General features: G+C 72.5%; 28 protein-coding genes and 1 tRNA gene. 9 read left to right on the top strand and 20 right to left on the bottom strand.

Annotated elements, in window-relative coordinates; translation table 11 throughout:
* Positions 1-10: 10 nt before the first annotated feature.
* The 4 genes from ACIHAR_RS17665 to ACIHAR_RS17650 form a co-directional block, all read right to left on the bottom strand.
* Positions 11-721, bottom strand: a complete 711-nt coding sequence (locus ACIHAR_RS17665) for a 4-carboxy-4-hydroxy-2-oxoadipate aldolase/oxaloacetate decarboxylase (protein ID WP_400020245.1) — start codon at positions 719-721, stop codon at positions 11-13.
* Positions 718-1467 (bottom strand): PIG-L deacetylase family protein, encoded by a 750-nt coding sequence (locus ACIHAR_RS17660; protein WP_365467876.1) that lies wholly within the window; start codon positions 1465-1467, stop codon positions 718-720. The genes ACIHAR_RS17665 and ACIHAR_RS17660 overlap by 4 nt, the downstream gene beginning before the upstream one ends.
* Positions 1468-1516: 49 nt before the next feature.
* On the bottom strand, positions 1517-2167 hold the full coding sequence (locus ACIHAR_RS17655; RefSeq protein WP_365467874.1) for a GntR family transcriptional regulator: 651 nt from the start codon (positions 2165-2167) through the stop codon (positions 1517-1519).
* A 206-nt stretch (positions 2168-2373) separates the two neighbouring features.
* Positions 2374-3417 carry a LacI family DNA-binding transcriptional regulator gene (locus ACIHAR_RS17650; RefSeq protein ID WP_400020242.1) on the bottom strand — a complete coding sequence of 348 codons (1044 nt, stop codon included), beginning with the start codon at positions 3415-3417 and terminating at the stop codon, positions 2374-2376.
* 130 nt (positions 3418-3547) lie between these two features.
* Here ACIHAR_RS17650 and ACIHAR_RS17645 point away from each other — a divergent pair, with 130 nt between their 5' ends.
* Positions 3548-4708 carry a Gfo/Idh/MocA family protein gene (locus ACIHAR_RS17645; RefSeq protein ID WP_400020240.1) on the top strand — a complete coding sequence of 387 codons (1161 nt, stop codon included), beginning with the start codon at positions 3548-3550 and terminating at the stop codon, positions 4706-4708.
* Between the two features lie 194 nt (positions 4709-4902).
* Here ACIHAR_RS17645 and ACIHAR_RS17640 read toward each other — a convergent pair whose 3' ends face one another.
* Entirely contained in the window at positions 4903-5934 is a 1032-nt protein-coding gene (locus tag ACIHAR_RS17640; protein WP_365467865.1) for a LacI family DNA-binding transcriptional regulator, read from the bottom strand.
* A 247-nt stretch (positions 5935-6181) separates the two neighbouring features.
* On the opposite strand from ACIHAR_RS17640, the gene ACIHAR_RS17635 reads away from it, so the two are divergent.
* Positions 6182-6958 carry an SDR family oxidoreductase gene (locus tag ACIHAR_RS17635; RefSeq protein ID WP_365467863.1) on the top strand — a complete coding sequence of 259 codons (777 nt, stop codon included), beginning with the start codon at positions 6182-6184 and terminating at the stop codon, positions 6956-6958.
* A 99-nt stretch (positions 6959-7057) separates the two neighbouring features.
* Positions 7058-8062 carry a Gfo/Idh/MocA family oxidoreductase gene (locus tag ACIHAR_RS17630; protein WP_365467860.1) on the top strand — a complete coding sequence of 335 codons (1005 nt, stop codon included), beginning with the start codon at positions 7058-7060 and terminating at the stop codon, positions 8060-8062.
* Between the two features lie 124 nt (positions 8063-8186).
* On the opposite strand, the gene ACIHAR_RS17625 is transcribed toward ACIHAR_RS17630, so the two are convergent.
* Positions 8187-8405 carry a hypothetical protein gene (locus ACIHAR_RS17625; protein WP_400020434.1) on the bottom strand — a complete coding sequence of 73 codons (219 nt, stop codon included), beginning with the start codon at positions 8403-8405 and terminating at the stop codon, positions 8187-8189.
* A 31-nt stretch (positions 8406-8436) separates the two neighbouring features.
* Entirely contained in the window at positions 8437-9681 is a 1245-nt protein-coding gene (locus tag ACIHAR_RS17620; protein WP_400020237.1) for a serine hydrolase domain-containing protein, read from the bottom strand.
* A 195-nt stretch (positions 9682-9876) separates the two neighbouring features.
* On the opposite strand from ACIHAR_RS17620, the gene ACIHAR_RS17615 reads away from it, so the two are divergent.
* Positions 9877-10323, top strand: a complete 447-nt coding sequence (locus ACIHAR_RS17615) for a GNAT family N-acetyltransferase (protein WP_384651924.1) — start codon at positions 9877-9879, stop codon at positions 10321-10323.
* A gap of 16 nt (positions 10324-10339) precedes the next feature.
* On the opposite strand, the gene ACIHAR_RS17610 is transcribed toward ACIHAR_RS17615, so the two are convergent.
* The 5 genes from ACIHAR_RS17610 to ACIHAR_RS17590 are packed head-to-tail and all read right to left on the bottom strand — an operon-like array spanning position 10340 to position 14463.
* Positions 10340-10900 carry a GNAT family N-acetyltransferase gene (locus ACIHAR_RS17610; protein WP_365467852.1) on the bottom strand — a complete coding sequence of 187 codons (561 nt, stop codon included), beginning with the start codon at positions 10898-10900 and terminating at the stop codon, positions 10340-10342.
* 21 nt (positions 10901-10921) lie between these two features.
* Positions 10922-11446, bottom strand: a complete 525-nt coding sequence (locus ACIHAR_RS17605; RefSeq protein WP_400020234.1) for a hypothetical protein — start codon at positions 11444-11446, stop codon at positions 10922-10924.
* Between the two features lies 1 nt (position 11447).
* Entirely contained in the window at positions 11448-12362 is a 915-nt protein-coding gene (locus ACIHAR_RS17600; protein ID WP_400020232.1) for an ATP-binding cassette domain-containing protein, read from the bottom strand.
* A gap of 5 nt (positions 12363-12367) precedes the next feature.
* Complete coding sequence (locus ACIHAR_RS17595) at positions 12368-13444, bottom strand: ABC transporter permease (RefSeq protein ID WP_400020229.1); 1077 nt, start codon at positions 13442-13444, stop codon at positions 12368-12370.
* Positions 13444-14463 carry a sugar ABC transporter substrate-binding protein gene (locus tag ACIHAR_RS17590; RefSeq protein WP_365467841.1) on the bottom strand — a complete coding sequence of 340 codons (1020 nt, stop codon included), beginning with the start codon at positions 14461-14463 and terminating at the stop codon, positions 13444-13446. Before ACIHAR_RS17590 ends, ACIHAR_RS17595 begins: the two co-directional genes overlap by 1 nt.
* 281 nt (positions 14464-14744) lie before the next feature.
* Here ACIHAR_RS17590 and ACIHAR_RS17585 point away from each other — a divergent pair, with 281 nt between their 5' ends.
* Complete coding sequence (locus ACIHAR_RS17585) at positions 14745-15530, top strand: GntR family transcriptional regulator (RefSeq protein WP_400020227.1); 786 nt, start codon at positions 14745-14747, stop codon at positions 15528-15530.
* 214 nt (positions 15531-15744) lie between these two features.
* Here ACIHAR_RS17585 and ACIHAR_RS17580 read toward each other — a convergent pair whose 3' ends face one another.
* The 6 genes from ACIHAR_RS17580 to ACIHAR_RS17555 form a co-directional block, all read right to left on the bottom strand.
* Positions 15745-16503 carry an SDR family NAD(P)-dependent oxidoreductase gene (locus ACIHAR_RS17580; protein WP_365467927.1) on the bottom strand — a complete coding sequence of 253 codons (759 nt, stop codon included), beginning with the start codon at positions 16501-16503 and terminating at the stop codon, positions 15745-15747.
* 2 nt (positions 16504-16505) lie between these two features.
* A complete protein-coding gene (locus ACIHAR_RS17575; RefSeq protein WP_365467835.1) occupies positions 16506-17684 on the bottom strand; it encodes an acyl-CoA dehydrogenase family protein in 1179 nt (392 codons plus the stop codon).
* A 159-nt stretch (positions 17685-17843) separates the two neighbouring features.
* Positions 17844-18416, bottom strand: a complete 573-nt coding sequence (locus ACIHAR_RS17570; RefSeq protein ID WP_400020224.1) for a TetR/AcrR family transcriptional regulator — start codon at positions 18414-18416, stop codon at positions 17844-17846.
* A 154-nt stretch (positions 18417-18570) separates the two neighbouring features.
* A complete protein-coding gene (locus ACIHAR_RS17565) occupies positions 18571-19557 on the bottom strand; it encodes an aldo/keto reductase (RefSeq protein ID WP_400020222.1) in 987 nt (328 codons plus the stop codon).
* A gap of 126 nt (positions 19558-19683) precedes the next feature.
* Positions 19684-20427, bottom strand: coding sequence for a hemerythrin domain-containing protein (locus tag ACIHAR_RS17560; protein ID WP_400020220.1), 744 nt, complete (start codon positions 20425-20427; stop codon positions 19684-19686).
* Between the two features lie 203 nt (positions 20428-20630).
* Positions 20631-20704 (bottom strand) — tRNA-Pro (locus tag ACIHAR_RS17555).
* Between the two features lie 98 nt (positions 20705-20802).
* Here ACIHAR_RS17555 and ACIHAR_RS17550 point away from each other — a divergent pair.
* The 3 genes from ACIHAR_RS17550 to ACIHAR_RS17540 all read left to right on the top strand — a co-directional run bounded on the left by ACIHAR_RS17550 (position 20803) and on the right by ACIHAR_RS17540 (position 23297).
* Complete coding sequence (locus ACIHAR_RS17550) at positions 20803-21339, top strand: DUF309 domain-containing protein (protein ID WP_400020218.1); 537 nt, start codon at positions 20803-20805, stop codon at positions 21337-21339.
* A gap of 246 nt (positions 21340-21585) precedes the next feature.
* On the top strand, positions 21586-22359 hold the full coding sequence (gene cobF, locus ACIHAR_RS17545; protein ID WP_400020216.1) for a precorrin-6A synthase (deacetylating): 774 nt from the start codon (positions 21586-21588) through the stop codon (positions 22357-22359).
* A gap of 134 nt (positions 22360-22493) precedes the next feature.
* The gene (locus ACIHAR_RS17540) at positions 22494-23297 is read left to right on the top strand and encodes an HAD-IIA family hydrolase (protein WP_400020214.1); all 804 of its coding nucleotides are present in this window, start codon (positions 22494-22496) and stop codon (positions 23295-23297) included.
* 59 nt (positions 23298-23356) lie between these two features.
* Here the strand turns inward: ACIHAR_RS17540 and ACIHAR_RS17535 are convergent, their stop codons facing one another.
* Both ACIHAR_RS17535 and ACIHAR_RS17530 read right to left on the bottom strand, forming a co-directional pair.
* Positions 23357-24130, bottom strand: a complete 774-nt coding sequence (locus ACIHAR_RS17535) for a sulfite exporter TauE/SafE family protein (RefSeq protein ID WP_400020211.1) — start codon at positions 24128-24130, stop codon at positions 23357-23359.
* A gap of 246 nt (positions 24131-24376) precedes the next feature.
* Positions 24377-25564, bottom strand: coding sequence for a thiolase family protein (locus ACIHAR_RS17530; protein ID WP_400020209.1), 1188 nt, complete (start codon positions 25562-25564; stop codon positions 24377-24379).
* Between the two features lie 197 nt (positions 25565-25761).
* On the opposite strand from ACIHAR_RS17530, the gene ACIHAR_RS17525 reads away from it, so the two are divergent.
* Positions 25762-26562: a lysophospholipase gene (locus ACIHAR_RS17525; protein WP_400020207.1), complete on the top strand. Its 801-nt coding sequence runs from the start codon at positions 25762-25764 to the stop codon at positions 26560-26562.
* Positions 26563-26674 lie beyond the last annotated feature (112 nt).

The raw sequence follows: 26674 nt of genomic DNA, 5'->3' as shown, positions 1-26674 counted from the left end.
GGCAGCCGGGTCACGACCCCGCCCCCTCGCCGGCGTACTCCTCGTAGCTCTTGTACTCGACCCCGAGGCGCTTGAGCGTCTCGCGCAACCCGTAGCGGTCCAGGCCGAGTTCGCCGTCGAGGAAGGCGGCGCGGGACGTGGCCTCCTTGGCCTCGCGGGCCTCGGACGCCTCGACGGTGGCGCGGGCGCGCTCGCGCGGGACGACCACCACGCCGTCGTCGTCGGCGAGGATCACGTCACCGGGGCGGATCACCCGGCCGTCGATCGCGACCGGCACGTTGACCGAGCCACCGGTGGCCTTGACGGTGCCCTGCGCGGAGACGGCCCGCGACCAGGCGGGGAAGTTCATCTCCCGCAGTTCCTGGGTGTCGCGGATGCCCGCGTTGATGATCAGGCCGCGCACCCCGCGCTGCCGGAGCGCGGTCGCGAACAGCTCGCCGAACATGCCGTCGGTGGAGGGCGAGGTGGTGGTGACGACCAGGAGGTCGCCCTCGCCGCACTGCTCGACGGCCGCGTGGATCATGAGGTTGTCGCCGGGCCAGCTGAGCACGGTGACGGCCGTACCCGCGACGCGCACGCCCTGCTGGACGGGCCGGATCCGCGGACCCAGCAGGCCGGTGCGGCCCATCGCCTCGCTCACGGTGGCCACGCCGAAGCCGGCCAGCGCGTCGACGTCCTTCGCGTCCGCCTTCGGCGGGTTGGTGACGATCACGCCGCTCACGCCAGCTCCTCCGCGATCTGCGGGTAGGGGCGCATGTACGCCTCGGCCATGGTCTTGTGCGCGAGCCCCAGGTTCGGGCCGGCGTTGCGCTTGAGCTGGACACCGCGGCGGACGGCGAGGTCGGTGTAGTAGTCCCACAGGTGCTGCTGGGCGCCGAGGCACTCCATGGCCTTGCGCTTGGTCTCCCACACCTCGGTGATGTCGAGGAGCACCTCGGGCTTGAACCCGCTCATCTCGGGCTGGTGCGGCTCGAAGTAGAAGACGGGCGGGGCGCCGATGATCCCGCCGGGACCCGGGTAGCCGATGGCCTGGGCGAGGACGCGGGCCTCCAGGGCCATGCGGTTGGCGGCGGGGTGGTCGCCGTTGTAGGGGTCCTCGGTGGGGTGGGTGAGGACGACGTCCGGCTGGGTCTCGCGGTAGACCGCGACGAGCCGGTCGGTCAGTTCGGCGGTGGGGACCAGCGGGTAGTCGCCCGCGTCGAAGAAGCGGACCTCGGCGCCGAGGGTGGCGGCGGCACGCTCGGCCTCGTCCCGGCGTATCGCCTTGATCTCGTCGAGCTTCTTGCCCTCGCGCCACGCCTTGGCGGACTCACCGCGCTCGCCGAAGGTCAGGCACGCGATGGTGACCTTCTCCCCCCGGGAGGCGGCCAGGGCGATGGCGCCGCCCGCACGCCACACGAAGTCCCCGGCGTGCGCGGTGACGACGAGGGTCGATCGTGGGGAGGCGGGCGCGTTGGCCTGGGTCATGCTGGAATCTCCTTGGTGGCAGGTGGACGCCCGCCTCGCACCGCCGCGATCAGTCGCGCAGTGCCTCGATCACGCTGGTGAGGTGGGCTCGGACGGCCGTCTCGGCCGCCTGCGGGTCCCTGGCCCGGATCGCTTCGATCATGGTCAGGTGCTCGTTCAGGGATTGCTGGGGACGCCCCGGCCTCAGAGCCAACTGGAAGCGATGCCGTACCAGTTGGGCGTTGAGCCGCTCCAGCAGCTCCTGTGCGGTCTGCTGGCCGGAGAACTCCCGGATGCGCACGTGCAGTTCGTGGTTGAGGTCGGAGTAGGTGACCGGCTCGCCGTCGGCGACGGCCTTGGTCATGGCCGTGCCCAGGTCGGTGAGCTCGGCCAGTTGCTCGTCGCTGGCGGCGACGGCCGCCTTCGCCGCGCACAGCCCTTCCAGGACCATGCGGCACTCGGTGATGGCGACCGCTTCGTCCACGGTCACCACCCGCACCCGCGACCCGCGGTTGCGGATCCGTTCGACGAGCCCCTGGGACTCCAGATCGATGAGTGCCGCGCGGATGCTGGCCCGCGTCACACCGAACTGCTCGGCGAGCTCGTTCTCCACCAGCCGCTGCGCCGGTGCCATCTCGCCGTGCAGGATCGCCTGCCGCAGCTGCGCGAGCGCATGCTGCTTGGCCTGCTCGCCGGTGCTCGGACGGGCTTCTTTCGGCATCGTTGCCCTCCCTGAGTGAGTGCCTGTCGAACCTAAATCTAGCCAGACAAGATTGTCAACAATTTTGTCTGCCATATTGGCGATTCATGGTCGGCGCACAGCCGCCCGAATCACGGCGGGGCCCGGCGGCGCCTGCGCGCCACCGGGCCCCTGCCCCGTCCCGTCCGTGCGTGATCCCGATCGCCGGGCCCGGCCGGGCCGGCCGGTCATGCCTCCGGCGGGGGCGGTGCCGTCGTCCCCCGCACCTCGAGTGTCGGCGCCGCCAACCGGACGCGCCCCTCTCCTCCGGGCCGTGCGAGGCGGTCGAGGAGACAGCGGGCGGCGCGGCGGCCGACCTCGTGGCCGGCGTGGTCGACCGTCGTGAGCCACACGTGGCGCAGCCGGGAGACGCTCGTGTTGTCGTAGCCGACCACGGACAGGTCGCGCGGGACGGCGAGCCCCAGTTCGCCGGCCGCCGACAGCGCGCCCACGCAGGCCATGTCGTTGACGGCGAAGACGGCGGTGGGCCGGTCGGGGCGGGCCAGCAGCCGGACGGTGGCGCGGTAGCCGCCCTCCTCCGTCATGTCGCACGGCTCGACCGGGGCTCGGTCCGCGAGGCCGTGCGCCCGCATCGTCTCCTCGAAACTGCGCCGGCGCAGGTCGCCGACGGCGCCGTAGCCCGCGAGGTGCGCGATCCTCCGGTGCCCGAGGCCGATCAGGTGCTCGGTGGCCAGGCGGGCGCCGCGCTCGTCGTCGTTGGCGACCACGTCCACGCCCGCCGGCACCGGTTCGCGGGCGGCCGCGACGACGACCGGCATACGGGCGGCGACCGCGTCGAGGGCCGCCGGGTCGGGCAGCGTGCCCACGACGACCAGCCCGTCGGCCCGCAGGTCCAGGAAGGGTCCGGCGAGGTCGTGGCCGACCCGGCGGTTCAGGCGCGCGTCGGCGAGCAGCATGTGGCGGCCGCTCGCCTGGAGCAGGGAGTTGAGGCCGTCGAGGAGGTCGACGTACCAGGGGTTGCGCAGGTCGTTCAGGAGGACGCCGACCATGGGGGCGCCCTCGGTCGACTGCGACGGGGAACCGGAGGGGGCGCGCCGCTCGCTGAGGCTGCGGGCGGCCGCGTTGGGCCGGTAGCCCAGTTCGCGCACGGCCCGCAGGACGGCCTCGCGCTTCTCGGCACGCACCTGGCCGGAGCCGCGCAGGACGAGGGAGACCAGCGACTTGGACACTCCGGCCCGGTCGGCGACGTCACGGATGGTCGGCGGTCTCATGACTTGGACCGTTCCATGACTCGCTCCCGTTGTCAAAGCGTGCAGTCGAGCCTTGACATGGGACAAAGCGGCCTCCATGGTGACCTGGACAAGTGATGGATCGGTCCAATGAAGGGCTGGGGTGGCTGTCATGGTGGAGACGCTGGGTGTCGCCGTCGTCGGGTTCGGCTGGATGGGCCGGGTGCACACACAGGCGTACGCGCGCGTGCTCCACCACTTCCCAGGGCTGACCGTGCGGCCGGAGCTGGTCGCGGTCGCCGAGGAGGTGCCGGGGCGGGCGGAGCAGGCCGCCGCGCAGTACGGGTTCGTCTCGACGAGCCGCGACTGGCGCGAGATCGCCGCCGACCCGCGCGTGCGGGCGGTCAGCGTCACCGCGCCGAACTTCCTGCACCGCGAGATCGGCGTCGCGATGGCCGAGGCGGGCAAGCACCTCTGGATCGAGAAGCCGGTGGGCCTGACGGCCGACGACGCCCGCGCGGTCGCGGACGCGGTCGCCAAGGCGGGCGTGCAGGGGACGGTCGGCTTCAACTACCGCAACGCGCCCGCCGTCGAGGCGGCCCGCGAGCTGATCGCCTCGGGGGAGATCGGCAGGGTCACGCATGTCCGCATCCGTCTGTTCAGCGACTACGCGGCCCATCCCGACGGCGCCCTCACCTGGCGCTACGAGCGGGAGCGCGGGGGCAGCGGGGTGCTCGGCGACCTGGCCTCGCACGGCGCCGACCTGGCCCGCTTCCTGCTCGGCGACATCACCTCGCTGACCGCGGACACCGCGATCTTCCTCCCGGAGCGGGCCCGTCCCTCCGGCGCCACCGCGGGCCACACCCTGGCCACCGGCGGCGACCTCGGCCCCGTCGAGAACGAGGACTACGTCAACTGTCTGCTCCGCTTCGCCTCCGGCGCCCGCGGCGTCCTCGAGGCCTGCCGTGTCTCGGTCGGCGAGCAGAACAACTACGGCTTCGAGGTGCACGGCACGCGGGGCGCCGTCTTCTGGGACTTCCGCCGCATGAACGAGCTGGCCGTCAGCCGCGGCACGACGTACCAGGACCAGCCCGTCAGCACGGTGTACGTCGGCCCGGGCGCCGGCGAGTTCGGCGCGTTCCAGCCGGGCGCGGCGAACGCCATGGGCTACGACGACCTGAAGGTGATCGAGGCGTACCGCTTCCTGCGCTCGGTGTCCGAGGGCGTCCCCTACGGCGCGACCCTCGCGGACGCCGTGCGCAGCGCGGCCGTGCTGGACGCGATGACGCGGTCGGCCGAGAGCGGCGCGTGGGCCGACGTGCGGGCCTCGTAGAGCGGGCGGCCACGGGCGCCGCCGGCGTACGGCGAGCGCCGACGTCGCGGGCGGTGGGCGCACGGCGGACGCGCCGACGTCGCGGGCGGGACGGACGGCGTACGGCGCACGCGGAGGGCGGACGGCACGCGGACGGCGGACGCGGGCCTCCCCCGGGCGCAGGGCGGACGCCGGTCTCGCCGGTACGCCGGCGGTCAGCGTGGTGGCACCGTGGGCATGTTGTACGGCGTCACCACCTGGATCGGCGACGGCACGACCGGCCCCGCGGGCGGCAGCGCCCCGTGGGCGCGCATCACGACGTGGCAGGCCTCCCGCATGTCCTGACGGAGGTCGTGGTGGAGGACGGCGGACAGCCGGTGCTCGCGCAGCAGACGGGTGTTGTCGTGGTCGAGGTCGTGCGCGACGAACACCGCGCAGTCGCGGCCGACGTCCTCGAAGGCCCGCAGCGTCGCGATGTTGCCGCCGCCGATGGAGTAGACGGCACGGATGTCCGGGTCCCGGGCGAGGGCGGCGCGGACGAGGTCGTACTGGGTGGCGTCCAGGCCTTGGCCCTCGGTGATCTCGACCAGGGTGCGCTCGGGGTGGCGGGCGCGCATGGCGCCGCGGAAGCCCATCTCGCGCTCCTCCTCGTTGCGGAAGAAACCGCTGCTGAGGCTGGTGAGCACGTTGCCGGGGCGCTCGCCCAGCCACTGGCCCATGAGGTAGGCGGCGGTGGCGCCGGCGGCCCGGTTGTCGATGCCGACGTAGGCGAGACGGGCGCTGGCGGGCAGGTCGGTGACGAGGGTGACGACCGGGACGCCCGCCGCCGCCAGCCGGCCCACCGCCGCCGTGACCTCGGGGACGTCCGGCGCCTTGAGGACGACGCCCTGCGAACCCCGCCGGGCGATCCTGTCCAGCGTCGCGACGAGCTCCTCGACGGGGCCGGTCTCGCGGAAGTGGAAGCGGGAGCGCAGCACGGCCGGGTGCAGGGAGGGCAGCTCGGCCTCCAGGGCGGCGCGCACGGCCGTGGTGAACCGCTCCGGCGCCTGCGCCACGACGTCGACCATGAAGGTGCGCCCGACGAGGCGGACCTGGGTGCGCTGCCGGTCGAGGTCGGCGATGGCCCGCCGCACCTCCTGCGCGGTGGACGCGCGCACCCCTCCCCTGCCGTTGAGGACCCGGTCCACGGTGGCCTCGCTCAGGCCTGCCTGACGGGCGATCTCGCGGATCGGGAAGGGGTGGCCCACTGCAGGCTCCTTCGAGGTCGGGGTGAGGGGGTGACGAGGGGAGCGGCGAGGTCGTGACGAGGGGTTTCGCCGGCGCGACGGTTGTTCTGAGGGGTTTTTGATGGCTCGCTGCCCGTTGTTCGAGGGCTTTGTACTGACAAGAATGACAGAGCCGTACGGCGGGCGCCGCGAGGCGAGGACACCGCGGCCTCCGCGGGACGGGCGGCGGGCCGGCGCGGCGCGAGAGCTGAAAGGACCCCCGAAGACCATGGGACTTCTCGACGACAAGGTCGTCCTCGTCAACGGCGGCAGCCAGGGAGTGGGCGCCGCCATCGCACGGGCCGCCGTCCGCGAGGGCGCGGTCGTGGCCGTCACCGGCCGGCGCCGGGAACCGGGTGAGGCCCTGGTGGCCGAGCTGGCCGCGGCGGGCGGCAAGGCGATGTTCGTACGGGCCGACCTGGCGGACGCCGAGCAGGCGAAGGCCTCCGTCACCCGCACGGTCGAGGCGTACGGCCGGGTCGACTGCCTGGTGAACTCCGCCGGGCTGACCTCGCGGGGCACCCTGCTGGACACCACGCCCGAACTGTTCGACCAGCACGTCGCGATCAACCTCAAGGCGCCGTTCTTCGCCATGCAGGCCGCCGTCGCGGACATGGTGAACCGCGGGGCGCCCGGCACGGTCGTCAACATCATCACGTCCTCGGCGCACGGCGGGCAGCCCTTCCTGGCCCCGTACGTCGCCGCCAAGGCGGGCCTGATCGGCCTCACCCGCAACGCGGCGCACGCCCACCGCTTCGACCGGGTCCGCATCAACGGACTGAACATCGGCTGGACGGCGACCGAGGGCGAGGACGCCACGCAGCGGGCCTTCCACGGCGCCGGGGACGACTGGCGCGAGCAGGCGGCCGCGCGGCTCCCGATGGGCAAGCTCGGCCAACCGGACGAGATCGCCGACTTCGTTGTGTTCCTGCTGTCCGAGCGGTCCGGCGTGGTCACCGGTTCGGTGATCGACTGGGACCAGAACGTCCTCGGCGGCCTGGACTAGGGCCTGTCCACAGGCCCTGGCCTTCCGCACCCTCCCCGGTACCGCCCCTCCCCCGGTACAGCCCCTCGCCCCGTCCCATCTCAAGGAGCAGCACACCCCATGCGCATCGGAATCCTCGGCCTCGGCCGCATCGGCGCCTTCCACGCCGAGACCCTCTCCGGACTCGACGCCGTCGAGTCGCTCGTCGTCGCCGACCCGTTCGCCGAGGCCGCCAAGTCCGCCGCGGAGCGGTTCGGCGCCGAGGTCGCGGACTCCCCCGAGGCGGTGCTCGCCGCGGGGGTGGACGGCGTGGTGGTCGCCGCGGCCACGGACGCCCACCCGGGCCTGATCCTCGCCGCTGTGAAGGCGGGCGTGCCGGTCTTCTGCGAGAAGCCGGTCGCCAGGACCATGAGCGAGGGCGTCGAGGTCCTCGAGGCCGTCCAGGGCAGGGACGTCCCGATCCAGATCGGCTACAACCGCCGCTTCGACGCCGGCTTCGTCGCCGCCCGGGCCGCCGTGCGGGCGGGCGAGCTCGGCAAGCTGCACACCGTACGCTCGACGACCCTGGACCCGGCGCCGCCGCCGGCCGCGTACATCGCCGCCTCCGGGGGCATCTTCCGGGACTGCTCGGTCCACGACTTCGACATCATCCGCTGGGTGACGGGCCGCGAGGTGACCGAGGTCTACGCGGTCGGCGGGAACCGGGGCGCCGACTACATCAAGGACGCGGGCGACGCCGACACCACGGGCGCGATCCTCACCCTGGACGACGGCACGATCGCGGTGGTGTCCAACTCCCGCCACAACGCCCGCGGTTACGACGTCCGCATGGAGATCCACGGCTTCCAGGACTCCATCGCGGTGGGCCTGGAGGACAAGTTGCCGCTGCGCTCGGTGGAACCGGGTGCGACCTTCCCGTCCGGCACCCCGCACGACTTCTTCATGGACCGCTTCGCCGCCGCCTACCGCGCCGAACTCACCGCGTTCACCGAGGTGGTGGCCGGCGCCCGGCCCTCCCCGTGCACGGTCGAGGACGCACTGGAGGCGGGCTGGATCGCCGAGGCGTGCACGCTGTCGCTGCGGGAGCACCGGCCGGTGACGATCGCGGAGGTGCGGGCTTCCTGACCGCCGGGGTGCGGGTCCTCCTGCCGGGGCCCGCACCGGGGCGGCCTGACGCATCCGGTTCACCGCCGGGCGGGGCCCGGTGAGGCTGCGCGCACGGGCCCGGGCGGATCCGGTGGGGCTGCGCTCACCGGCCGTAGCGGACCAGCCATTCGTCGGGGTCGTAGGCGTCACGGGCCGGGTCGCGCGGTGTGGCCGGCCTCTCCTCCACCATGTCCTCCGGGCGCACCCGCTCGGGCAGTGCCCCGAACCGGGCCCTGCGCCCGGCTTCCGTGCTGTCGGACCTGTCCTGCTCCGGCATCTCGTCCTCCCCGCCCACGTCGTCCACGTCGTCCACGTCTTCCACGTCTTCACCCCCCGTACTTCCTGGAACGTTCTCACCTCGCCGCCGGTTCCGCCGGCAGGTCGAAGACGTGGTCCGGGGAGATGATGGACGAGATCGCGTCGCCGAACAGGGTGCTGGGTTCCTCGTTCCCGTGGTCGACGTCGGTGTTCAGCAGCACGACGAGGGTCGTCTCGGCCGACGGCAGGTAGACGGTCAGGGACTCGTAGCCCGGCAGGGAGCCGTTGTGGCCGATCCACCCCTGCACGTTGAAGATGCCGAGACCGTAGCCCGCGCCCGGAATAGGGGTCGGCGGGGTGACCAGCCGCTGCTTCTGCGTGGCGGGGCTGATCAGCCGCTCGCCGTCGGGCATTTCGCCGGTGGCGACCGTGCGGGCCCACACGCGCAGGTCCTGCAGGGTGGAGATCATGGCACCGGCGGCCCAGCCCCAGGAGGGGTTCCAGTCGGCGGAGTCCTCGATCTTGCCGGTCGCGGTCTGGTTCGTGTAGCCCTGGGCGTGCGGCTCGGGGAACTCGGCGCCCTTGGGGAAGAGGGTGTCTCCCAGGCCGACCGGATCGATGATGTGCTCCTGGATGTAGTCCCCGAGCGTTTGACCGCTGATCTTCTCGACGACGAGCCCGAGCAGGATCAGGTTGGTGTTGGAGTAGAAGAACTTCTCGCCCGGCGGGAACAGCACGGGGTGCCGGAAGGCGTAGTCGAGCAGTTGCCGCGGGGTGAACTCCCGCCGCGGGTCGGACGTCAGCGCCTTGAAGAAGTCGTCGTCCTCCGAGTAGTTGAACAGCCCGCTGCGCATGCCGGCCAGCTGGCGCAGGGTGATCCTGTCGCCGTTGGGAACGCCGTCGACGTACTGGTCGATGGTGTCGTCGAGGCCGATCCTGCCCTCGTCGACCAGGTCGAGGACCGCCGTCACGGTGAACGTCTTGGTCTCGCTGCCGATCCGCATGTAAAGGTCCGGCCGCATCCTCTCACCGGTGCTCCTGTCGGCGACGCCGAAGGACTTCACGTAACGGCCCTTGTCAGGCGTCCAGATGCCGACGGTCACGCCGGGGACGCTCGCCTCCTTCATGACACGCCGCACGGCCTGGTCGATCTGGCGCCGTACGGCGGGGGTGAGGTCGCGGACGTCGTCGGCGGCCGGTGACGGCGGCGGCGTCGGTGTGCCGGTGGTGGCCGGGTGGGGCAGCGCGACCGCCGCCCCGCCTTCGGCCGGCAACAGCAGCGCTGCCACCGCGGTGGCGACGGCGGCCGCCCTGCACAGGCGACGACGCGGGTGTGTCATGGGCTCACTTCCCCACGAGGAGACGTACGCCGCAGGCCACAGCCGCACCAAGGGGGCACGGGCCGCACGCGGCCCATCAGCCCCAGCATAGAAGCGCACGCCTGCCGCCGCCTGTTGGCGGAGTCGCCCCGCGGGCGTACGGCGGGGACGCGCCCGGGCACCTGCCCCGACCACACCTCTGCCAGGATCGGCGTCATGTCCGTGCCCATCACCCCCGCCCGCGTCACCGACATCCGGCAGGCCCTCGCCGACCACCACCGCTACTGGGGCGGGCGCGACCTGCGCGCCCTGCATCTCCTGCCGCTGGTCCACGAGTTCGGCTCCACCTGCCTGGTGGCCCGCACGGCGGACGGCGTCCTGGGCTACCTCATCGGCTTCGTCACCCCGGACCGCACCGGTTACGTCCATCTGGTCGCCACCCGCGACGACGCCCGCGGCACCGGCCTGGGGCGCGCCCTGTACGAGGCGTTCACCGAGGCGGCCCGCGCCCAGGGCGCCGTCCGCCTCAAGGCGATCACCACACCCGGCAACGAGGGTTCCGTCGCCTTCCACCGCCGTCTGGGGTTCGCGGTGCGCGTGGTGGAGGAGTACAACGGGCCGGGTCAGCCGCGGGTGGTGTTCACCCGGGACCTGACGGCCTGACACCGGAGGCCGTCCGTCAGGTCCCGCGCGTCCGGACGTGCACGTGCCCGTCGAGCGGGAACTCGGGCGGGGACGCCAGCAGAAGACCGCCGAAGGCGTAGCCGCTCTTCTCGGCGACACGGCAGGACGCCAGGTTGTCGACCTGGTGCAGCAGGGCGAGACGGGTCAGCCCGTCGAAGGCGGTGAAGGCCCAGTCCGTCAGGGCGCCCAGCGCCCGGGAGGCCACGCCCCGGCCGCGGGCGTGGGCCGCCGTCCAGTAGCCGACCTCCGGGGACGGGCCGTGGGGGTTCTTGAGGACGACGTGTCCGGCCAGCCGGCCCTCGCGGCAACCGGGTCGCGTCGTCTCCAGGACGGCGAAGGAGAGGCGCGTGCCCGTCTCCCACCCCTCGCGCTGCTCTTGTACCCAGCGCACCGCGTCCGCCTCGTCCGCCATCCTCACGGCGGACCAGCGCCGCATGACGGGATCCGCGTACATCTCGGCCAGACCTGTTGCGTCCGGCGGGCGCCATGGGCGCAGCAGCAGGGCGGAGGCCGACGCGGTGGCGCCGGCCTCCAGGTGGATCTCGGTGTGGTCCATGCCGCGGGCGCCGTCGGCCGCTCAGGCGCCGCAGGAACGCAGGAAGTCGTGGGGCCGCACCGCGACGGGCAGGGACCTGTCCGGCTCGCACGGGTACATGTCCTGCTCGGCGATCGCGAACAGTTCCACCCCGAGACCCTGCACCGCGACCGGCACGGGCTCCAAGTCCGGCACACTCGTGGGCGGTTCGCACATCACCCCGCGCCGGACCGCGGGACCGAACGGCACGCCGTCCTCGACGACGCCGGCGAGCGCGGCCACCCGGCTGCCGTGGGCCCGGGTCTCCTCCCACACGGCGGGACCGCGGTGCGGGCCGGTGAGGACCGTGCCCGCCGGCACCTCCAGGTTCCGCCGGCCCGCCTCGTCGGTGAGACGGGCCGGGTCGGTCGGCAGGTAGCCGTACGGGCCCGGTTCGATCGAGGAGCAGCCCGCCTCGGCGACCTCGTCCAGGAGGCGCTCCCAGGGCCGGAGGGGGATGTGGGGGAACCGGACGCCCCACGAGTCGGGGGCGGAGCCGATCCGGACGCGGTCCAGCGCGGGCGCCATGTCAGGACTTTCCCTCGCCGGTGCCCGCCACAGGGGCGGTGAGGTCGCCCTCCTCGGGGAGTTCGTCGACGTCGACGCCGCCGACCTGGGCCAGTTCGTGCTTGAGCGCGGCGAGTTCGGCGCCGCCGGCCATGTGGTTGGTGAGCTCTTCGAGGCTCACCTGGCTGCGGTCGGCGGAGAGTTCCATGGTGCCCAGGCGCAGGACGCTGAAGTGGTCGCCGACCATGTAGGCGTGGTGGGGGTTGTGGGTGATGAAGATGACGCCGAGGCCGCGGTCGCGGGCGGCGGCGATGTACTTCAGGACCACGCCGGACTGCTTGACGCCGAGGGCGGCGGTGGGCTCGTCGAGGATGAGGACGCGGGCGCCGAAGTAGACGGCGCGGGCGATGGCGACGCACTGGCGCTGGCCGCCGGAGAGGGTGCCGATGGGCTGTTCGAGGTCGTCGAGGACGATGCCCATGTTGCGCAGTTCCTCGTCCGCGGTCCTCTTCATCCTGTCGATGTCGAGGCGGCGGACGGGCCAGGGGCCCTTGGTCATCTCGGAGCCGAGGAAGAAGTTGCGCCAGACCGGCATCAGCGGCACCGTCGCCAGGTCCTGGTAGACGGTGGCGATGCCGCGGTCGAGGGCCTCGCGGGGGGTGGAGAAGCGGACCGGTTCGCCGTCGACGAGGAACTCGCCCTCGGTGTGCTGGTGCAGCCCGGAGATGATCTTGATGAGGGTGGATTTGCCCGCGCCGTTGTCGCCGAGGACGCACGTGACCTTGCCGGGGTGGACGGCCAGGTCGACGCCGTGCAGGGCGCGGATGTTGCCGTAGGACTTGCCCGCGTTGCGGAGCGCGACCAGTGGGCGGTCCCCGTCCGCGGTCGGGTCGTCCGCGAGGACGGCTCCGTGCGTGCCGGTGTTGTCGTTCGTCATGGGGGTCACCTCCGGGTCGCCGTGCGCTGGACCCACAGATTGATGAGGACGGCGCCGAGGAGCATCACGCCGAGGAAGGCCTTGAACCAGTCGGGGTTCCAGCCGGCGTAGACGATGCCCTGCTGCACCATGCCGAACATGAAGGCGCCGAAGACCGGGCCGATGGCGGAGCCGTAGCCGCCGGTCAGGAGGCAGCCGCCGATGACGGCCGCGGCGATGTAGATCAGCTCCTGGCCGACGCCCTCGCCGGACTGCACGGTGTTGAAGGAGAACAGCTGGTGCATGCCGACGAACCAGGCGCCGAAGCCGACCAGCATGAACAGGGAGATCTTGGTGAAGGTCACCGGGACGCCGACGGCCCGCGCGCTGTCCTTGTTGCCGCCGACCGCGAAGATCCAGTTGCCGTACTTGGTGCGCAGCAGCACCCACGTGGCCAGGGCGGCGAAGACCAGCCACCACACGATGGTGATCTTCACCTGGACGCCGCCGACGTCGAAGGAGGAGGCGAAGATCGCCTTGGCCTGGCTGAAGCCGTCCATGTCGCTGATGTCGTCGGTGGCCACGTTGCCGGTGACCAGCTTGGTCACCGCGAGGTTCACTCCCTGCAGGATGAGAAACGTGCCCAGGGTGACCAGGAAGCTCGGCAGGCCGGTCTTGACCAGCAGCCAGCCGTTGAAGAGGCCGACGGCGAGCGAGAACACCAGGGCGAGGACCACGCCCATCCAGACGTTCAGGGTCAGCTGGTAGCTGAGCATGGCCGCGGTGAGCGCCGAGCTGATCACCGCGACACCGGCCGAGAGGTCGAACTCGCCACCGATCATGAGCAGCGCCACGGGCAGCGCCATGATCCCGATGGTGGAGGACTGGTAGAGGATGTTGGCCATCGAGCTGCCGTCGCGCACCGGCGGCGCGGTGGCGAGGAAGAACACCCACACCGCGACCGCGCCGAGGAAGACGCCCACCTCGGGTCGGGCCAGCAGCCTCAGGGCCAGGGGTCGTCGGGTGGTCCGGCCGTCGGTCGCCTTCGGGCCGGAAGCCGGCGGTGTGGTCACCGCCGGCTCGGCGTGCTGGGCCATGCTCATCACCGGGTGCCCTTCGCGGCGTAACTGGCGACGGCCTCGACGTTGGACTTGTCGACGAAGGCCGGGCCGGTGAGCACCGGCTGCTCGCCACCGCCCATGTAGTTGCCGTTGTTCTTGTAGAGCCACAGGGAGTCGATCGCCAGGTAGCCCTGGAGGTAGGGCTGCTGGTCGACGGCGAACTCGACGGTGCCCTTGCTGATGGCGCCCGTCAGCTCCTTGTTCAGGTCGAAGGTGGCGACCTTCGCCTTGCTTCCGGTCTCGGACACGGACTGCGCGGCCGTCATCGCGATCGGCGCGCCGAGCGTGACGACGTGGTCGATGGAGCTGTCCTGCTTGAGCTTGGCGGTGATCGTCGACTTCACGGACGGCATGTCGGTGCCGTTGACGAAGAGGTTCTCGATGGCCCCGGAGAACGTCTTCTTCACGCCGTCGCAGCGCTGCGTGAGGCCGATGTTGCCCTGCTCCTGGATGACGCAGACGACCTTCTTGGCGCCGAGCGTGTTCAGCCGGTTGCCGAGGGCCTCGCCCGCGACCGTCTCGTCCTGGCCGAAGAACTCCAGCAGGCCGAGCTTCTTCCACTCGCTCACCCCGGAGTTGAGGCCGACCACGGGGATGTTCGCGGCCTTCGCCTTGCTGATGACGTCCTTGAGCGCGTCGGGCTTGGCGAGGGTGATGGCGATGCCGTCGACCTTCTGGTCGATGGCGTTCTGCACCAGGTTCGCCTGGTTGCCGGCGTTGGGGTCGGAGGAGTAGATCAGCTTGACGTTGTCCTTAGCCGCGGCGGCCTCGGCGCCCTTGCGGACGATGTCCCAGAAGGTGTCGCCGGGCGACTGGTGGGTCACCAGGGCGACGGTCATCTGCGGCGTGGTGGCCTTGCCGGCGGAGGCGTCGCTTCCCCCTTCCTCGGCCTTCTTGCCGCCGGAGCCGCTGGAGCAGCCCGCGAGGGTCAGGGCCACCGCCGCGGCCATGGCCACGACCGGGGCGATTCTGCGGGAGCGGGAGGGAGAAGAGCTGTCCATCTTTCCTGCACCTCACTGTGCGACAGAGGAAGACCGAGGGAAGGGGGGTCCACCGCTAGGATCCGGTGACCGGAGCCGCTGGGCACCGGGCTGCTGCGCTGTTGGGACGGGATCCAATCCCCTGGGGAGCCCGCTGTCAATACTTTGTTAAGACATCATTTCAGAAAGAGGTCAGTATGTAAGAACAAACCATTGACAGTGCAGGCTGTCGGGCCCTACACCTGAGGGGCGATCTTCACCCCGTGCGCACGGGCGTCACCCACCACCCTAGGAGGTGCCCGATGGCGAAGACCGGCGACCGCCCCCGTGCCGCGTCCGGCTCCGCGCTGGACACACTGCACTTCGCCCTGGACCGCGCCAGCCCCGTACCGCTCTACTACCAGCTCGCCCAGCAACTGGAGGCGGCGATCGAGCACGGCGCCCTCGCCCCGGGCGACCTCCTGGGCAACGAGATCGACCTGTCGACGCGCCTCGGCCTGTCCCGCCCGACGGTGCGCCAGGCGATCCAGTCCCTGGTCGACAAGGGGCTGCTGGTGCGCCGGCGCGGGGTGGGCACCCAGGTGGTGCACAGCCAGGTGAAACGGCCGCTGGAACTGAGCAGCCTCTACGACGACCTGGAGGCGGCCGGACAGGGCCCGGCCACGCAGGTCGTACGCAACGAACGCGTCCCGGCGACCGCGGACGTCGCGGCGGCCCTGGGGATCGCGGAGGGCGCCGAGGTCACGCTGGTGGAGCGGCTGCGCTCGACGCACGGGCAGCCGGTGGCGTACCTGTGCAACTACCTGCCCCCGGCCCTGCTGGACCTCGCCACGGAGCGGCTGGAGGAGACCGGCCTGTACCGGCTGCTGCGGGCGGCGGGCATCACCCTGCACAGCGCCCGGCAGACCGTCGGCGCCCGCTCCGCCACCGCCGAGGAGGCCGCCCTGCTGACGGAGAAGGAGGGGGCGGCCCTGCTGACCATGCAGCGCACCGCGTACGACGACACCGGACGGCCGGTCGAGTACGGGACGCACATCTACCGTGCGTCCCGGTACGCGTTCGACTTCCAACTGCTGGTCAGACCCTAAAGATTGTCCGCAAAGTTGGCCCGCGACGCCTGGCACGCACTCTCGCCGCACCGGGCGAACACCCGAGTACGACCGTACGCGGGCGCCCGCCCGGTACGCCGAGAGCACGCACCGGACGCCGCAGGCCCCGCCCTCCGGGCGGACGACGCGACTTCGCGGACACCCCCTAGGAAGCCAGGGCCCGACCGGCGGACGGGCCCCGGCGCGGGGGCCGCTAGCGGGGGGCCATCCGCAGCGCGCCGTCCATGCGGATGGTCTCGCCGTTGAGGTAGTCGTGGTCGACGATCGCCAGGGCGAGCTTCGCGTACTCCTCCGGCCGGGCCAGACGGCGCGGGAAGGGCACTCCGGCGGCGAGCGAGGTGCGGAACTCCTCCGACACGGTGGCCAGCATCGGCGTCTCCACGATGCCCGGCGCGATCGTGCACACGCGGATGCCGTACTGCGCGAGGTCGCGGGCCGCGGGCAGGGTCAGGCCGACGACGCCGCCCTTGGAGGAGGAGTAGGCGGCCTGTCCGATCTGGCCGTCGTAGGCGGCGATGGACGCGGTGTTGACGATGACGCCCCGCTGCCCGTTCTCGTCCGCCTCGGTCTCGGCGATGGCCTCCGAGGCGAGGGCGAGCACGTTGAAGGTGCCGATCAGGTTGATCTGGATCACCTTGGCGTACAGGCCGAGGTCGTGCACGCCCTTCTTCCCGAGGATCCGCATCGACGGGCCGATGCCGGCGCAGTTGACGACCGTGCGCAGCGGCACGCCCGCGCCCGCCGCGGTGGCCACGGCGGCGCGGACCTGCTCGGGGTCGGTGACGTCGGCGGGGACGTAGGTGACGCCGGCGACCTCGGGGGCGTTGTCGACGCCGTCCTTGAGGTCGAGGGCGAAGACCGTCGCGCCCCGTTCGGCGAGCGCCTTCGCGGTGGCCGCACCGAGGCCGGACGCACCGCCGGTGACGAGGGCGGCGGTGTTCTCGAGCTGCATCATCACTCCTTGCCGAGGACGGTGAGCACACCGCCCTCGCTCCGGTCCAGCGCACGGGAGATGATCATGCGCTGGATCTGGTTGGTTCCTTCGAAGATCTGCATGACCTTCGCCTCGCGCATGTAGCGCTCGACGGGGAAGTCGCGCGTGTATCCGTACCCGCCGAGGACCTGCACGGCGTCCGTGGTCACCTTCATCGCGTTGTCGGTGGCCACGAGCTTGGCGATGGACGCCTCCCGGGTGAAGGGCAGACCGAGGTCCTTCAGCCGGGCGGCGGACAGGGCGGTGGCGCGCGCCGACTCGATCGCGGCGCCCATGTCGGCGAGGACGAACGCCAGCCCCTGGTGCTCGATGATCGGCTTGCCGAAGGTCTCCCGCTCACGGGCGTAGCGCACCGCGTGGTCGAGGGCGCCCTGGGCGAGGCCGGTGGCGACGGCGGCGATGCCGAGGCGGCCGCAGTCGAGGGAGGCGAGCGCGATCTTCAAGCCCTGCCCCTCCTCCCCGATCCGGCGGGCGACCGGCACCCGCACGTCGTCGAGCCGCATGGTGGCGGTCGCCGATCCGGTCAGGCCCATCTTCCGCTCCGGCGGATCGGCACTGAGCCCCGGGGTGTCCGCCGGAACGAGGAAGCAGGAGATGCCGTGGGTGCGGTCGTCGGAGGTGCGGGCCATGACCGTGTAGAAGTCGGCGTAGCCGCCGTGCGTCGTCCATGCCTTGGCGCCGTTGAGGACGTAGGTGTCCCCGTCGCGCACCGCGCGAGTGCGCATGGCGGCGGGGTCGGAGCCGGCGTGCGGCTCGGACAGGCAGTACGCGCCGAGGAGTTCACCGCCCAGCATCTCCGGCAGCCACTTCCGCCGCTGCTCCTCGGTGCCGAACCGGGCGAGCGGGAAACAGGACAGCGCGTGCACGGAGAGGCCCACCGCGACGCTCGACCAGACCGCGGCGACCTCCTCCAGCACCTGCAGGTACACCTCGTACGGCTGCCCGGCCCCACCGTGCTCCTCGGCGAACGGCAGCCCGAGCAGCCCGCTGCGGCCCAGCGTGCGGAAAACGTCGCGCGGGAACGCCCCGTCCGCCTCCGCGTCGGCGACCCGGGGTGCGAGTTCCTTGGCGGCGAGGGTGCGCGTGAGCTGGATGAGCTCGACGGCCTCCTCGGTCGGCAGGGCGCGAGTGGCAGGCATGGTGACCTCCACGGAGTAGTACTGGGAGTGATACTGGAGTGCGTACGAACGTATCATTCACAGTACGGCAAGCGCGCGTGACCGGACATCCTCCACGGACGGAAAACAGAGAAGGACAGCGGAAGCCCCCCCACCCTGAAGGGAAGGGCCGGGGCGGGGTCAGGAGGAGACGGCGTGCACGATCAGCGACGCGAGCTGTTCGTAGGCCTCCGCGTCGCTCAGCCCGGTGCGCGCCTTGAGCTCCCCCTGCTGGATCTGGCGCATGGTCGCGGCGGCGACCTCGCCGACGAACGCCGCGTGCACGTCGCGGAAGGCCCCGCCCGACACGCCCTCCGCGATCAACCGGCGCACGCGCTCCGCCGCCATCCGCGTGTTCGCCTCGTACACCTCACGGGCGGGCGGGAAGTCCGCCACGTCGTCGAGGAACCGGCGCGAGAGCGGGCGCAGCTGCTCGGCGACGGCCGTCAGGTACACCCGCACCCGGTCCGACGGGTCGACGGTCTGCGCCACCCGCTTCTCGACGGTCTCGGTCGCCCCGCGGAAGTAGTGCTTGACCGCCTCCACGACCAGCCCCTGCTTGCTGCGGGCGAGCTGGTACAGCGTGGTCTTCGAGCAGCGCAGCCGCTCGGCGAGGTCGTCGAGGGTGAGGTCCGAGAACCCTTCCGCCGTCAGCAGCGTGACGAGTCGTTCCAGCAGGTCGGCCTGTCGGGCGGTACGGCGGGTGGACGGCATGATCCCAGCCTATCCGCGCCGCCCCCACCCACACCGTGCCCCTCCGACAGTCGTCGGCGCACCGGCTCCCGGGCCCCTCGCGCGTTCCTGCAGCGCCCACCGGAGGAGCGGGCCCGGGAGGTGCGGGATGCCTTCACCACTCCCGGGCAGGCCCTCAGTGCGCCGCGTTCAGGCGCGCCCGCTGCGCTGTGGTGAGCTCCAGGTCCACGGCGGCCAGGTTCTCCTCGAGTTGCGCCACCGAGGAGGCACCCACGAGCGGGATGATCGGCAGCTCCCCGCCCATCTGCCAGGCCAGGACGACCTGGTTGGGCGTGGCGCCGGTCTCCCGCGCCACCTCCCGCAGCACGGCGAGCCGGGCGGGCGTGCCGGGGTGGTCGTAGTCCGGCGGCAGGGGCTTGTCGGTGCGTGTGTACGCGCCGGTGAGCAGCGGCGAGTAGGCGACCAGCGTCAGGCCGGGCTCCGCCCGCAGGTAGCCGAGGAGCTCGCCGCCGGCGTGGCCGAGGCTGCCGTCGGGGAACAGCTCGGTGGGCACGTCGAGACGCGGGCGCAGGTAGCTGTGCTGGTACTGGAGCACCTCGTAACCGGGCAGGGCGGCCCCGGCGGCGAGGGCGCGGGCCCGCTCCACCCGCCAGACGGCCTGGTTGCTCACCCCGAGCAGACCGACCGTGCCCTCCGCGACGAGCGCGGCGAACCCCTCGACGGTCTCGCGCTGCGGGACGGTGTGGTCGTCGATGTGGGCGTAGAGGAGGTCCAGCCTCTCCATGCCGAGCCGCTCGCGACTGCGCTCGGCCGACTCCCGGATCACCTTGGCGGACAGTCCTTCGCCGTTGTCGACGTAACCGGTGCCCGGCGCCAGGGGCCGGGCACCGAGCTTGGTGGCGACGACGACCTCGTCCCCGACGCCCCGGCTGCGCCGCCACCGGCCCAGCAGCTCCTCGCTCTGGCCCCCTTGGCTGCCGTCCACCCAGAACGCGTAGTTGTCGGACGTGTCGACGAAGGTGCCGCCCGCCTCGACGTACCGGTCGAGGATCGCGAAGGACGTCTGCTCGTCCGTCACCGACCCGAACAGCATCGCGCCGAGCGCGAGCACGCTGACCTCGCGGCGAGTGGCGGGGTCGCTGCCGATGGTGCGGTACTTCATGGTGAACCCTCCCGTCCGGCCGGCGGTCCGTCGCCGGCTCGCACAGGAGTCTTCAGCTTGAAGTGCGCTTGAGGGCAAGGGGTTTCGAGGCACACCCGCCGGCACGCCTGCCCGCCGCCGTCACCGTCAGCGCTTCTTCCGCTTCTGCGCCTTGCCCACCTGCTCGGCGAGTTCGTCCTTGGTCATCGAGGACCGGCCCTCGATGCCGAGTTCCCGGGCCTTCTCGTACAGCTCCGCGCGGCTCATGCCCTCGGTCACGGCCGCGGGCTGACGGCCGGCCCGAGCGGCACCGCCACTGGTTCGACCGGCCGTGCCACCGCCACGGGTACGACCGGCCGCGCCACCGGCACGCGTACGACCGGCCGCGCCACCACCGCCACGGGCACGACCGCCGCCACCGCCGCGCGTACCGGCGCCGACGACGCCGAGGGGCTGGCCCGCCAGTGCCCGGGACCGCCGGGTGGCGAACTCCAGGCCCAGTTCCCGCAGCCGCTCCGAGTCGACGGCCTCACGCAGCGCCGGCAGGATCTCGTTCTCCTCCTCCTCGACGTGATGCCGCACGGCGCCGATCCACTGCTCCAGGGCGCGGTCGAACTCCTCGCTCTCCCAGTCCATCTCCAGCAGGTGCTTGCCGAGGCTCTCGGCCTCGTGGTGCTCCTCGGCGGCGTGCTCGGCCTCCTCCTTCTCGCCGGCCTCGCTGGCCACGGCCGGGTACACCCGGTCCTCCTCGGCCTCGCTGTGCGCCTCCAGCATCGCCACGGCCAGCGGGAGAGCCAGCGGCCGGGAGCTCCTGTCCGTCTGCATCATGTCGAACAGCCGGTCGAGTTCGCGGTGGTCGGTGGTGACCAGGGTGATGAGGTCGTCAGCCATGACAAGGACCCTCCTTCTCGCGCCCGAACACTGCACCCACCCCTTCTTCACCCCCCGAGTTTCCGGGCGGCGGGGGCTCATGCGCGGACCGGGACGGAAGATGCCGAAGCCGCGGTACGGAAGAGGTCGACGATGCGGCGCGCCAGACGCGGAAAGGCCGTATCGGATCCTCCGATACGGCCTCTGACCTGCTACTTCGCAAGTCGGGACGACAGGATTTGAACCTGCGACCCCTTGACCCCCAGTCAAGTGCGCTACCAAGCTGCGCCACGTCCCGGTGCGCTTCCCGCGGAGACCCGCGTGATCGCGCGAACAGCACTTTACCCCACACCGGGCGCTGTGCCGAAGGGGGCACCGGCGCGGGACAATCGCCCCATGGGCAGCAGCACAGGGCGCAGGGACGACGGCCGGTCCGCCGGCGTGCGGGACCGGGACGAGGAGGGGCGGGCGCGCAGCGCCCGGCCCCGGGACGGGCTGGGGCGGCCCCTGCCGTACGGCGCGGCCGGGGTGGCGCGTCAGCCCGAGGGGGTCGTGCGCACCCCGGAGGAGACGGTGGCCGAGGCGCAGGCGCTCCTGGACGCGGGGAAGCCGTTCCACGCGCACGAGGTGTTCGAGGACGCCTGGAAGTCGGGCCCGGAGGCGGAGCGCACCCTGTGGCGCGGGCTCGCGCAGCTCGCGGTGGGGCTGACGCACGCGGCGCGCGGGAACGTCACGGGCGGCGCACGCCTGTTGCGGCGTGGGGCCGGAGCGCTGGAGGAGTGGGCCGGGGCCGCGGAACGGCGGCGCCCGCACGGCATCGACCTCGCCGGGCTGGCCCGCTGGGCACGGGAACTGGCCGAAACGGTGGAGACTTCGGCGACGGGCGAGGGCGCGCCGGTGGACGCGCGGGAAGCGGCGCCCCGGCTGCGGTGACGGTCGGCGCGGGGCCGGCTGCGGCCGCGGGACGGCCCACGGGAGGCGGGACGCGGCCGCCTTGGGGGTCCGTCGGCAGGAGGCGGGGGCGGCCGCGATCCTCCGGAGGTCGGACGGTGGCCGCGGCCGGCGGAGGTCGGACGGTGGCCGTCGGCGACGGGACGCGGACCGTGGCGGCGGGCGGTGGGCCGCGGGCGGTGGGGTCCGGTGCCGTCACTGTCGGTGGCGTACGGCAGACTCGTGGTCGTGCGAAGGATTCATGTCATCGGTATCGGCGCAGGCGACCCCGACCAGCTGACCCTGCAGGCGGTCAAGGCGCTGCGGAGCACGGACGTGTTCTTCGTCCTGGACAAGGGCGAGGTGAAGAGCGACCTCACGCAGCTGCGCCGGGACATGCTGGAGACGCACATACCCGAGGGGACGTACCGGATCGTCGAGGCCCGCGACCCCGAGCGGGACCGCGGGGCGGGCGGTGCGGCCTACTCCCCCGCCGTGGGCGACTGGCGCAGCGCACGCGCCGACATCTACGAGCGGCTGATCGCCGAGGAGCTCGGCGAGGACGAGAGCGGCGCGTTCCTGGTGTGGGGGGACCCGGCGCTCTACGACAGCACTCTGGGCGTCCTGGAGGAGGTGCTGGCGCGGGGCGCGGTGGCGTTCGCGTACGACGTCGTGCCGGGGGTCAGCAGTGTCTCCGCGCTCGTCGCCCGGCACCGGACGGGGCTCAACCGGGTGGCCCGGCCGGTGCAGATCACCACGGGACGGCGGCTCGCGGAGGGCTTCCCGGAGGGGGTGGACGACGTGGTGGTGATGCTCGACGCCCACCAGACCTTCCGGCGGTACGCCGAGGAGGACATCGACATCTACTGGGGCGCCTACATCGGCACCCCGGACGAGATCCTCGTCTCGGGCCCGATCGCCGAGGCGGGACCCCGGATCGAGCGGCTGCGCGCGGAGGCCCGGGAGCGCAAGGGCTGGATCATGGACACGTACCTGCTGCGCCGCAATCCCGGGTACGTCTAGGGCCTGCCGTTCGTCCAGGGCCTGCCGTTCGTCTGCGCACGATCCGAACGAGGCCCTGGCGGCCGGATACGGCACTCCGGCCCGGCCCGACGCTCCCTGTCGTCGCCGCGTGAGCCCGGCGTTATCGTCCCCGTATGGGTGCGGTGCGGAGCGACGCGGTGCGGGGCGTCCTGATCGACGTCGACGGCGTCCTCACCGTTTCCTGGAAGCCGCTGCCGGGCACGGTGGAGGCGCTGCGGGCGGTCCGGGCGGCCGGGCTCGGCGTCGCCCTCGTCACCAACACGACCTCGCGCACACGTGCCTCCATCGCGCGGACGCTGGCCCGGGCGGGGTTCCCGGTGGACGCCGACGACATCCTCACCGCACCCGCCGTGACCGCCGCGCACCTCGCCGAACACCACCCCGGGGCGCGCTGCGCGCTGCTGAACAGCGGTGACGTCCGGGAGGACCTGGCCGGGGTGGAGCTGGTCGACGACGGCGAGGACGCCGGCCCCGTCGACGTGGTCGTCGTCGGCGGTGCCGGACCCGAGTTCGGGTACGCCGAGCTGGACCGGGCCTTCGGGCACCTCCAGAGGGGCGCGCGGCTGGTCGCGATGCACCGGAACCTGTACTGGCGTACCGAGGACGGGCTGCGGCTCGACTCGGGCGCGTTCGTCGCGGGGCTCGAGGCGGCCGCGCGGGTGGAGGCGGAGGTGACCGGGAAGCCGTCGCCGGCGTTCTTCGCGGCGGCGCTCGGGCACCTGGGGGTGCGGGCGGACCAGGCGCTGATGGTGGGGGACGACGTCGAGTCGGACGTACTGGCGGCCCAGCGGGCGGGGATCTCGGGGGTGCTGGTGAGGACCGGCAAGTTCCTGCCGGAGGCGCTCGAGGCGGCCGGCGGCACGGCGGACCGTGTCGTCGACTCGTTCGCGGATCTGCCCGGCCTGCTGGCCCTGTAGGGCCTGTCCGACCCTTCCCGTCTGCACTCCGGGCGACGACGGGAACGATCGGACAGGCCCTAGCGCAGGAGCAGCTGGAGCCCGCCGACCACGGTCGCCGCGATCACGAGCTGCTCGAACAGCCGCTGGTTGATGCGGTGCACCGCCCACTTGCCGAGCAGCGCCCCGGGGACGACGAAGACGACGAGCGCGGCGTCCAGCAGCAGCGAGCGGCCGTCGATCAGGCCGAGACCCGCGCTGAACGGCACCTTCGAGACGTTCACGATCAGGAAGAAGAAGGCGGAGGTGCCGAGAAACCCGAGTTTGCGGAAGCCGGCCGACAGCAGGTACATCGACATCACGGGGCCGCCCGCGTTGGCGACCATCGTGGTGAAGCCGCCGAGGACGCCGTAGGAACGGGCCTTGAGGCGGCCCGCCCGGGTGACCACGGCGTCGGGGTCGTCGGGCACCTCGGCCCTGCGGCGCCGCCACACCGTGACCCCGGCCATGAAGAGCAGGATCGCGCCGATCGACGTCCGTACGACCGCGTCGTCGGCCCACATCAGGAACACCGTGCCGACGACCACACCCGCCGCGACCGCGGGGAACAACCGCCACAGCGTGGGCCAGTGGGCGTGCCGCCGATAGGTGAGAACGGCCAGGACGTCCCCGGCGATCAGGATCGGCAGCAGCACACCGGTGGAGGCCCGGGCGGGCAGCACGGCGGCGAAGATCGCCAGACTCACGGTGTTGGCGCCGCTCACGGCCGTCTTGGAGAAGCCGACCAGCAGGGCGGCGAGGGCGAGGGCGGCGAACTCCCAGCCGGTGATGTGCCACAAGGTCATCGTGTTCATGCGGGGACCGATGCTATGCGCATCCATCGGCGAGCGCGTGCCCCGTCTCGCCTGGCGGCCCGCGGGCGGGCCGCTCACGGCTCGCGTCGGTCAGGGGTCGCTCACGGGCGCCCGTCGCCCGCGTCGGCGACGGCGGGACCGGCCGTCGTCCCGTCGAGGCGTCCGCCGCGGGGACAGCCCGGCCTCGGCGGGCGTCCACCGCGGGGACAGCCCGGCCCGCCGCGACGGCGGGCCGGGCGCGGCGGCCTAGTGCCGCTCCACCAGCACCGCGGTCCCCTGCCCCACTCCCACGCACATCGTCGCCAGTCCGCGCTCCGCTCCCGTGCGCCGCATGCGGTGCAGCAAGGTGGTCAGGATGCGTGCTCCCGAGCAGCCCAGGGGGTGGCCCAGGGCGATGGCGCCCCCGCTGGGGTTGACCAGGTCGGGGTCGATGCCCAGCTGGTCCACGCACGCCAGGGCCTGGGCGGCGAACGCCTCGTTGAACTCCGCCTCCTGGACGTCCTCGACGCTCCAGCCGACGCGGGTGAGCGCCTTGCGGGTCGCGGGGACCGGGCCGATGCCCATCACGTCGGGGTTGACGCCCGCGGAGGCTCCGGCGACGTAGCGGCCCAGGGACTCGAGGCCGAGTGTGTTCAGAGCCTCCTCGCTGACCAGGAGGAGGGCCGCGGCACCGTCGTTCATCGGCGAGGCGTTGCCCGCGGTGACCGTGCCGCCGGGCCGGAAGACCGGCTTGAGTCCCGCGAGCTTGTCGTAGGAGGTGTCCTCACGGATGCACTCGTCGGTGTCGACGACCACGCCGTCCGGGCGCCGGACCGGCAGGAGTTCGTCGTCGAAGTGGCCGTCCTTGCGCGCCAGGGCGGCCCGCCGGTGGCTGCGGAGCGCGAACTCGTCCTGGCGGTCACGGGAGATGCCGTACCGCTCGGCGACCTCCTCGGCCGTCTCGCCCATGGACAGCAGGCCGTGCAGGTCCTTCATCGCCGGGTTGACCAGGCGCCAGCCGAGCCGGGTGTCGACGGTCTCGACGCGGTGCGGGAGGGCCTCGTCGGGGCGGGCGAGGACGAAGGGGGCGCGGCTCATCGACTCGGAACCGCCCGCGAGCACGATGTCGGCCTCGCCGGCGGCGATCGTGCGGGCGGCGGCGGTGACGGCCTCCAAGCCGGAGGCGCAGAGCCGGTTCACCGTGGCGCCGGGCACGGTCTCGGGGAGACCGGCGAGCAGGGCGGCCATGCGGGCGACGTTGCGGTTGTCCTCGCCGGCCTGGTTGGCGGCGCCCCAGTAGACGTCGTCGACGCGGGCCGGGTCGAGCGCGGGCACGTCGGCGACCAGCGCACGGATCACGGTGGCGGCGAGGTCGTCGGGCCGCACGGTGGACAGGGCGCCGCGCAGCTTTCCGATGGGGGTGCGGCGGGCGGCCGCGAAGTGGACGGGACGCACGACAGGACTCCTGACCGACGACGCTGTGGATCGGTTCCTCGGGTGATCGGCCGGGCTTCGCCGACCACTTAATTAGCACTGCTAGTTTCGGACTATAGACCGGTGACCGACCCCCTGGGAAGATCCCCGGGGACCGTCACCGACACATCCTCACCGACACAGCCGACAGCCGGGGAGCCGGAGAGCCGGAGGACACAGTGACCGAGCACCTTCTCACGGGCACCCGCGGCCCGCTCACCGCGTACGAGTGGCCGCACTCCCGGCCGCGGTACGTCGCCCTCCTGGTGCACGGCTACGGCGAGCACGCCGGCCGCTACGAGGAGCTCGCCGGCGTGCTGGGCGGGCACGGGGCGGCCGTCTTCGCCGTCGACCACATCGGTCACGGACGGTCCGCCGGTGACCGTGTGCTGGTCGAGGACTTCGAGGACGTGGTCACCGACGTGCACACCCTGGCGGGCCTGGCGCGGTCCGCGCACCCGGGTCTGCCGCTGGTCCTGATCGGTCACTCCATGGGCGGGCTGATCGCCGCCCGCTACGCCCAGCGCCACGGCGACGGCCTCGCCGCTCTGGTGCTGTCCGGGCCGGTCATCGGCGCCTGGGAGCTGCCCGGGCACCTGCTCGCCCTCGACACGATCCCCAACACGCCGATCAGCCCGTCGGCGCTCTCCCGCGACCCCGCGGTCGGCGCCGCGTACGCCGACGATCCGCTGGTCTGGCACGGGCCGATGAAACGGCCGACGCTGGAGGCGTTCGCACGGGCGCTGGAAACGGTCACCGCGAAGGGGGACGTCGGCCCGCTCCCGCTGCTGTGGCTGCACGGCGACGACGACCGGCTCGTCCCGCTCGACGGCAGCCGCGCCGGTGTCGAACGGCTCGGCGGAGGCCGCCACACCGAGCGGATCTACAGCGGCGCCCGTCACGAGGTGTTCCACGAGACCAACAGGGCCGAGGTGTTCACGGACCTGACGCGCTTCCTCGACGACGTGCTCGCCTTCTGAGCCGGGCCCGAACCGCCCCCCCGTTATGTTCTTCGCGGTCCTGCAAGAGGGCCGCTGGCCTCCGGGCCCGGCATGGCTGTTCCCCCCTGTCGAACGCATGACCTGGGGGGTG

Origin of the sequence: Streptomyces sp. NPDC052016 (genome assembly GCF_044548445.1) — a bacterium.
Lineage (GTDB): Bacteria > Actinomycetota > Actinomycetes > Streptomycetales > Streptomycetaceae > Streptomyces.
This window is presented reverse-complemented; position numbering and strand designations above follow the sequence as displayed.

Coding starts and splice junctions, on each gene's coding strand:
- ACIHAR_RS17560 (WP_400020220.1), bottom strand. CDS start 20,427: ATGGCTGACGACCTCATCACCCTGGTCACCACCGACCACCGCGAACTC.
- ACIHAR_RS17580 (WP_365467927.1), bottom strand. CDS start 16,503: ATGCAGCTCGAGAACACCGCCGCCCTCGTCACCGGCGGTGCGTCCGGC.
- ACIHAR_RS17650 (WP_400020242.1), bottom strand. CDS start 3,417: ATGAGACCGCCGACCATCCGTGACGTCGCCGACCGGGCCGGAGTGTCC.
- ACIHAR_RS17615 (WP_384651924.1), top strand. CDS start 9,877: ATGTCCGTGCCCATCACCCCCGCCCGCGTCACCGACATCCGGCAGGCC.
- ACIHAR_RS17585 (WP_400020227.1), top strand. CDS start 14,745: ATGGCGAAGACCGGCGACCGCCCCCGTGCCGCGTCCGGCTCCGCGCTG.
- ACIHAR_RS17565 (WP_400020222.1), bottom strand. CDS start 19,557: ATGAAGTACCGCACCATCGGCAGCGACCCCGCCACTCGCCGCGAGGTC.
- ACIHAR_RS17595 (WP_400020229.1), bottom strand. CDS start 13,444: ATGAGCATGGCCCAGCACGCCGAGCCGGCGGTGACCACACCGCCGGCT.
- ACIHAR_RS17535 (WP_400020211.1), bottom strand. CDS start 24,130: ATGAACACGATGACCTTGTGGCACATCACCGGCTGGGAGTTCGCCGCC.
- ACIHAR_RS17660 (WP_365467876.1), bottom strand. CDS start 1,467: ATGACCCAGGCCAACGCGCCCGCCTCCCCACGATCGACCCTCGTCGTC.
- ACIHAR_RS17610 (WP_365467852.1), bottom strand. CDS start 10,900: ATGGACCACACCGAGATCCACCTGGAGGCCGGCGCCACCGCGTCGGCC.
- ACIHAR_RS17630 (WP_365467860.1), top strand. CDS start 7,058: ATGCGCATCGGAATCCTCGGCCTCGGCCGCATCGGCGCCTTCCACGCC.
- ACIHAR_RS17645 (WP_400020240.1), top strand. CDS start 3,548: ATGGTGGAGACGCTGGGTGTCGCCGTCGTCGGGTTCGGCTGGATGGGC.
- ACIHAR_RS17655 (WP_365467874.1), bottom strand. CDS start 2,167: ATGCCGAAAGAAGCCCGTCCGAGCACCGGCGAGCAGGCCAAGCAGCAT.
- ACIHAR_RS17540 (WP_400020214.1), top strand. CDS start 22,494: ATGGGTGCGGTGCGGAGCGACGCGGTGCGGGGCGTCCTGATCGACGTC.
- ACIHAR_RS17575 (WP_365467835.1), bottom strand. CDS start 17,684: ATGCCTGCCACTCGCGCCCTGCCGACCGAGGAGGCCGTCGAGCTCATC.
- ACIHAR_RS17570 (WP_400020224.1), bottom strand. CDS start 18,416: ATGCCGTCCACCCGCCGTACCGCCCGACAGGCCGACCTGCTGGAACGA.
- ACIHAR_RS17605 (WP_400020234.1), bottom strand. CDS start 11,446: ATGGCGCCCGCGCTGGACCGCGTCCGGATCGGCTCCGCCCCCGACTCG.
- ACIHAR_RS17600 (WP_400020232.1), bottom strand. CDS start 12,362: ATGACGAACGACAACACCGGCACGCACGGAGCCGTCCTCGCGGACGAC.
- ACIHAR_RS17550 (WP_400020218.1), top strand. CDS start 20,803: ATGGGCAGCAGCACAGGGCGCAGGGACGACGGCCGGTCCGCCGGCGTG.
- ACIHAR_RS17620 (WP_400020237.1), bottom strand. CDS start 9,681: ATGACACACCCGCGTCGTCGCCTGTGCAGGGCGGCCGCCGTCGCCACC.
- ACIHAR_RS17590 (WP_365467841.1), bottom strand. CDS start 14,463: ATGGACAGCTCTTCTCCCTCCCGCTCCCGCAGAATCGCCCCGGTCGTG.
- ACIHAR_RS17635 (WP_365467863.1), top strand. CDS start 6,182: ATGGGACTTCTCGACGACAAGGTCGTCCTCGTCAACGGCGGCAGCCAG.